General features: G+C 66.1%; 4 protein-coding genes. 2 read left to right on the forward strand and 2 right to left on the reverse strand.

All coding sequences use genetic code 11. The features are described 5' to 3' along the window. Together WAW17_RS21930 and WAW17_RS21935 are read right to left on the reverse strand one after the other, a co-directional pair. Nucleotides 1-1,056, reverse strand: a 1,056-nt coding sequence (locus WAW17_RS21930) for an NAD(P)/FAD-dependent oxidoreductase (protein WP_422335023.1), incomplete at its 3' end; no start/stop codon positions are given. An 836-nt stretch (nucleotides 1,057-1,892) separates the two neighbouring features. Next, the gene (locus tag WAW17_RS21935) at nucleotides 1,893-2,090 is read right to left on the reverse strand and encodes a hypothetical protein (RefSeq protein ID WP_422335024.1); all 198 of its coding nucleotides are present in this window, start codon (nucleotides 2,088-2,090) and stop codon (nucleotides 1,893-1,895) included. Between the two features lie 148 nt (nucleotides 2,091-2,238). On the opposite strand from WAW17_RS21935, the gene WAW17_RS21940 reads away from it, so the two are divergent. Then, nucleotides 2,239-2,973: an MBL fold metallo-hydrolase gene (locus WAW17_RS21940; RefSeq protein WP_422335025.1), complete on the forward strand. Its 735-nt coding sequence runs from the start codon at nucleotides 2,239-2,241 to the stop codon at nucleotides 2,971-2,973. Nucleotides 2,974-3,075: 102 nt separating this feature from the next. Continuing rightward, nucleotides 3,076-4,971, forward strand: a 1,896-nt coding sequence (locus tag WAW17_RS21945; RefSeq protein WP_422335026.1) for an ATP-dependent DNA ligase, incomplete at its 3' end; no start/stop codon positions are given.

A 4,971-nucleotide genomic window follows, 5' to 3' on the forward strand; every position in this document is an offset into this window, starting at 1 on the left:
GCATACGACCTCCTTGATCGCCGCGGCGCTTCGGCCGCGGATCGCCAACGCCCGCGGACTGTCGTCCAGCCGGGTGATCTGGATCAGCCCGCGGCGGCGGCCAAGGCTCACCGCCTGCCCGACGAAACCGACCGACAACGCCGACGGCTTCCGGCCGTCGAGCAGTGCGAGTACGGTGTTGGCGCCGTGGGCGCCCATCGGGATCGACGCCTGGCAACTCATACGGACATGGCCGGCAACAGACTGCGGTGGAGCCGCCGCATCACCTATCCCCACAATTCGCGGGTGACCGACACACACCAACGACTCATCGGTACGCAGCCTGCCGAGTCGGTCCACCGGGAGCCCGCTGCGCCGGGCAAGACCGGGCACCGTGAACGAACCCGCCCAGATCGTGCAGTCCCCGAACAGGACTCGGTTGCCGCGCAAGTCGACTCCGCCGGCGCGTACGCCGGTCACAGTCAGCCCGCCCCGGACCGACACCCCCAGAGCAGACAACGTTCGCTCGATTACAGCGCGACCGCCCGCAGACATCGAGGCGGCGACCGTATTCGTCACCAGATCCAGCCTGAGCCTGGGGAACTGCTCTGCGATCTCAGCCGACGTTTCGATGCCAGTCAAGCCGCCGCCAACAACGACGATCCGAGCACCGGCGGGTAGCGCGCGCAGGCGCGCGTGAAGCCGCTCGGCAGCACCGAGCCCGGTCACCGCACCAACGTCGCCCTGCTCGAATCCCTGTCGATCGGCTCCGCTGCCCACGGCGTAAATCAGGAAGTCGAAGCCGACCACCTGGCCATCGTTCAACGTCACCGACCGCTCACCGATCGCGTCAACGGCCGCCACTCGAAGACGGACAGCGTGGTGCAGCAGATCGGCCAATGGAACGGTCGCGGCCCCGCTGCCGGCTGCGCATTGGTGCAACCGGATCCGCTCGACGAAATCACGCCGAGGATTGATCACGGTCACCACCACATCCGCGACCCCCACCGAGGCGACCCGATTGGCCGCCATCACCCCGGCGTAGCCCGCACCCACTACGACAACATGCGCCGTCACCACAACCTCCCAGCCCTCTCGCCGACCTCAATCACACACGTAAAGACACCGACCGCGACGGAAATGTGACATCCGGCCCGATTCGATCGGTCCTGCCCCGCCTTTGCACCAGTTCAGTTGCCGGCAGTTCGCCGCGAAGAACAGCTGGCTACGCCGCGAAAGAGGCTGAATATGGCTGACCGTCGACGAAGCCCGTGGTCGGCGTCATCGTCGCCGCGACGTGCGCCCATGCCGGTGCGTGCGCATGTCCCACGGTTCGACGGACAGCTCGGAATCTCGGTTCGCGGTGTCGCGCATCGCAAACGACCCGGGAGACGATGCCGACCGAACAGCCCCGGGCCACCCGGAGACGCTCCCCGGCCCAGCCTGGCAGCCAAGCCCAAGCACTCTGCAGGTGCGGCGCCCAGATCGCAGTTCGACAACGATCAGCCCCTGGCTGATCAGGCACCATATGGTGACCGCCACTGCCTCACGAACGATGTCCTCGTCGCAGCCGACCAGGTCAGCCCCTCGCTTCCTCAGACTCCAGATAGCCATGGTTTTCCGTCACGGCGACGCAGTCGAGATCCGCCACTTCGGGTCCATCGAACAGGTTGTCGACGTGCAAGGAAGGCCGAGGAGATCAACTGCATAAGCGTGTACCTCGACGAACCTTCCCGGCTGTTCGCGGTATCGCAAGATCCCGATCGGCCCACTCCAGTGCTCGCAAACCACGAGCCTCGCAAACCACGAGCCTCGCAAACCACGAGAGACTTCCCGAACGATCGCACCCACGCTGACGGGCCTTCGCTACTCGCTCGCCAACTACGGCAGTGTTCGACTGGCAAGGGGCGTCGTCACCTGTTTCGCGATGGTTGTCGTCCGACGCCGGCGGCGAAGCAGGTCCAGTCGCCGACGCTGGCTTGTTGCCAGTCGACCGCGACGTTGATGTGGATGCCGAGGGTACGGGCAAGGATCGCGGCGGGTACCTCGGCGGCGAGGGCGAACAGGGCGGCCGAGCGGGCCGGGTTGGGTCGGATTCCGGGCCGATTCACCGTCGATGACCTATGCGCGGGCTACGACCTCGAGAGGCCGGCCCTGTACGAGAACCGCAAGCTCGCTCGCACACCGCAGGATCTTGCGCGCCGCCGCTGTCCCGAGAAGGCTTGTCACCACGACACCGTGACGTGATCGGAGCCAGGGATGGATACCACGATTACCGAGATCGCTCCCGACATCTACCGGCTGTCCACGTATCTGGACGAGGCCGACCTGATCATGAACCAGATCCTTGTCGACGGTGAGGAACCGTTGCTGTTCCACACCGGTCAGCGTGCGCTGTTCCCGTCCGTGTCCGCGGCGGTCGGCCGGCTGATTCCCCTCGACAGGTTGCGGTGGATCACCTTCGGACACGTCGAGGCCGACGAGTGCGGCGCGATGAACTCGTGGCTGGCGGCCGCGCCGAACGCCGAGGTCGCACACGGGGCGATGGGTTGCTTCGTGCAGGTCAACGACCTGGCCGATCGGCCCCCGCGTCCCTTGCAGGACGGTGACGTGCTGGAGACGGGGAGCAGGACGGTCCGGCACCTCGACACACCACACGTGCCGCACGGATGGGATGCCGGGCTGATGTTCGAGGAGACGACGTCGACGCTGTTCTGCGGTGACCTGTTCACGGCGTTCGGTCATCATCCCGCCACGACGGACGGCGACCTGGTCGAACCGGCGCTGGCCGGTGAGGAGATGGGCCGCGCGACCTGCCTGACGCCCGCACTGGGGCCCACGATCCGTGCACTGGCGGATCGGAAACCGCGCACACTCGTCCCGATGCACGCGCCTGCGTTCACCGGCGACTGCGTGGGGGCGCTGCGTGAGTTGGCTGCGGGGTACGAGGCGCTCTTCACCGCCGAGCAGGAAAAGTTCAGCGCCGAGGCCTGACGGGAAGCGCAACCGGCGCTCGTCATATCGCCGGCAAGACCGCGCGGCAGCGCACAATGTGTTATCGGGAGTGGGCGTGCTGTCGGGTGTGAGGGAGGCTGGATGGCGACCGCGGGTACCAGGCAGGTGACGATCGACGGACATCGGCTGTCGCTCGGCAACCTCGACAAGGTGCTCTATCCCGAGACCGGGACCACCAAGGGTGAGGTGATCGACTACTACATCCGGATTGCGCCGGCGATGCTGCCCCACATCGTGGACCGCGCCGCCACCCGGAAGCGATGGCCCAACGGCGTCGACAGTGAGCCGTTCTTCGAGAAGAACCTCGCGGCGTCCGCACCCGCGTGGTTGGAGCGCCGTGCCCTCGATCATTCGGACCGATCGGTGACATACCCGGTGCTCAACTCGGTTGCCGCACTCGCGTGGGCGGGGCAGCAGGCGTCGCTGGAAGTGCACGTCCCGCAGTGGCGTTTCGAGAACTCGCATCGCGGTTCGGCCACGCGCATCGTGTTCGACCTCGATCCCGGGCCCGGTGTGGGACTGCCCGAATGCGCGGAGGTGGCACGTGCGGTGCGTGATCTCGTGGCCAACCTCGGCTGGGAGGCGTATCCGGTGACCAGCGGCAGCAAGGGGATCCATGTGTATGTGCCACTGGATCGCAGGCTGCAGGGTTCGGGTGTGTCGACGGTGGCCAAGCAGGTCGCGACCGGTCTCGAGAAGCTCCTGCCCGACCTCGTCACCTCGACCATGGCGAAGGCCGCGCGGGGTGGCAAGGTGTTCGTCGACTGGAGTCAGAACAATCCGTCCAAGACCACCATCGCGCCGTACTCCCTGCGCGGGCGCCCTCAGCCGTATGTCGCGGCGCCGCGAAGCTGGGACGAACTGGGTGATCCCGACCTGGCGCAGCTGCGGTTCGACGAAGTGCTCGCGAGGTGGGAGGCCGACGGCGATTTGCTGGCGGGACTCGATCCGGAACCGGAAGACAGCGCCCTGGCTGAGTATCTCCGCAAGCGTGATCCCGGAAGAACGCCGGAACCCATGCCGTCCGTTCCTCCGGAACACCCGGGCGATGGTAATTCGTTCGTCATCCAGGAGCATCACGCCCGGCGCCTCCACTACGACCTGCGGCTCGAACGCGACGGTGTGCTGGTCTCGTGGGCGGTTCCCAAGAACGTTCCGACGTCGACGGGGGAGAACAGGCTGGCAGTCCACACCGAGGATCATCCGCTGGAGTACGCCACCTTCTCGGGAACCATCCCGAAGGGTGAGTACGGCGGCGGCACGATGAACATCTGGGACACCGGTACCTACGACACCGAGAAGTGGCGTGAGGACGAGGTGATCGTTCGACTGCAGGGTGAGAAGGTGGAGGGCCGCTTCGCGCTGATCCGCACCAAGGGTGACCAGTGGCTGATGCATCTGATGAAAGATCAGGATCCGGCCGGTTCCAGGACTTCCGAACTGCCCCGTGGACTGGCACCGATGCTGGCGACGCCCGGAACGCTCGATGGTCTGGACGCGAACGAGTGGGCTTTCGAAGGAAAATGGGACGGCGTCAGGGTCATCGCGGAGATCAGCGACGGTCAACTCCGCCTGCGCAGCCGGGCGGGCAACGACAAGACGAAGGACTATCCCGGATTAGCTTGGCTGGAAGATGCTTTGGGTGACCACGAGGTGGTCCTCGACGGCGAGGTCGTGGCGTACGACAGCAACGGCATCACAGATTTCGGTCTCCTGCAGCAGGGTGACGAGCCTCATTTCCTGGCGTTCGACGTGTTGTATCTCGACGGCGTGTCGTTGCTGCGTAAGAAATACACCGACCGCAGGCGGGTACTGGAGGCGCTGGCCGCCAAGGTCGACGATCTGGTGGTGCCCCCACAACTGCAGGGTTCCGCGGAGGAGGCCCTCGCGGAGAGCCGTCGCAAGGGGTGGGAAGGTGTGGTGGCCAAGCGCCGCGACTCGGTGTATCTGCCGGGCAAACGGGGGTCCAGTTGGATC

Source organism: Rhodococcus sp. (in: high G+C Gram-positive bacteria), from assembly GCF_049286785.1.
In the GTDB taxonomy this organism is placed as follows: domain Bacteria; phylum Actinomycetota; class Actinomycetes; order Mycobacteriales; family Mycobacteriaceae; genus Rhodococcus_F.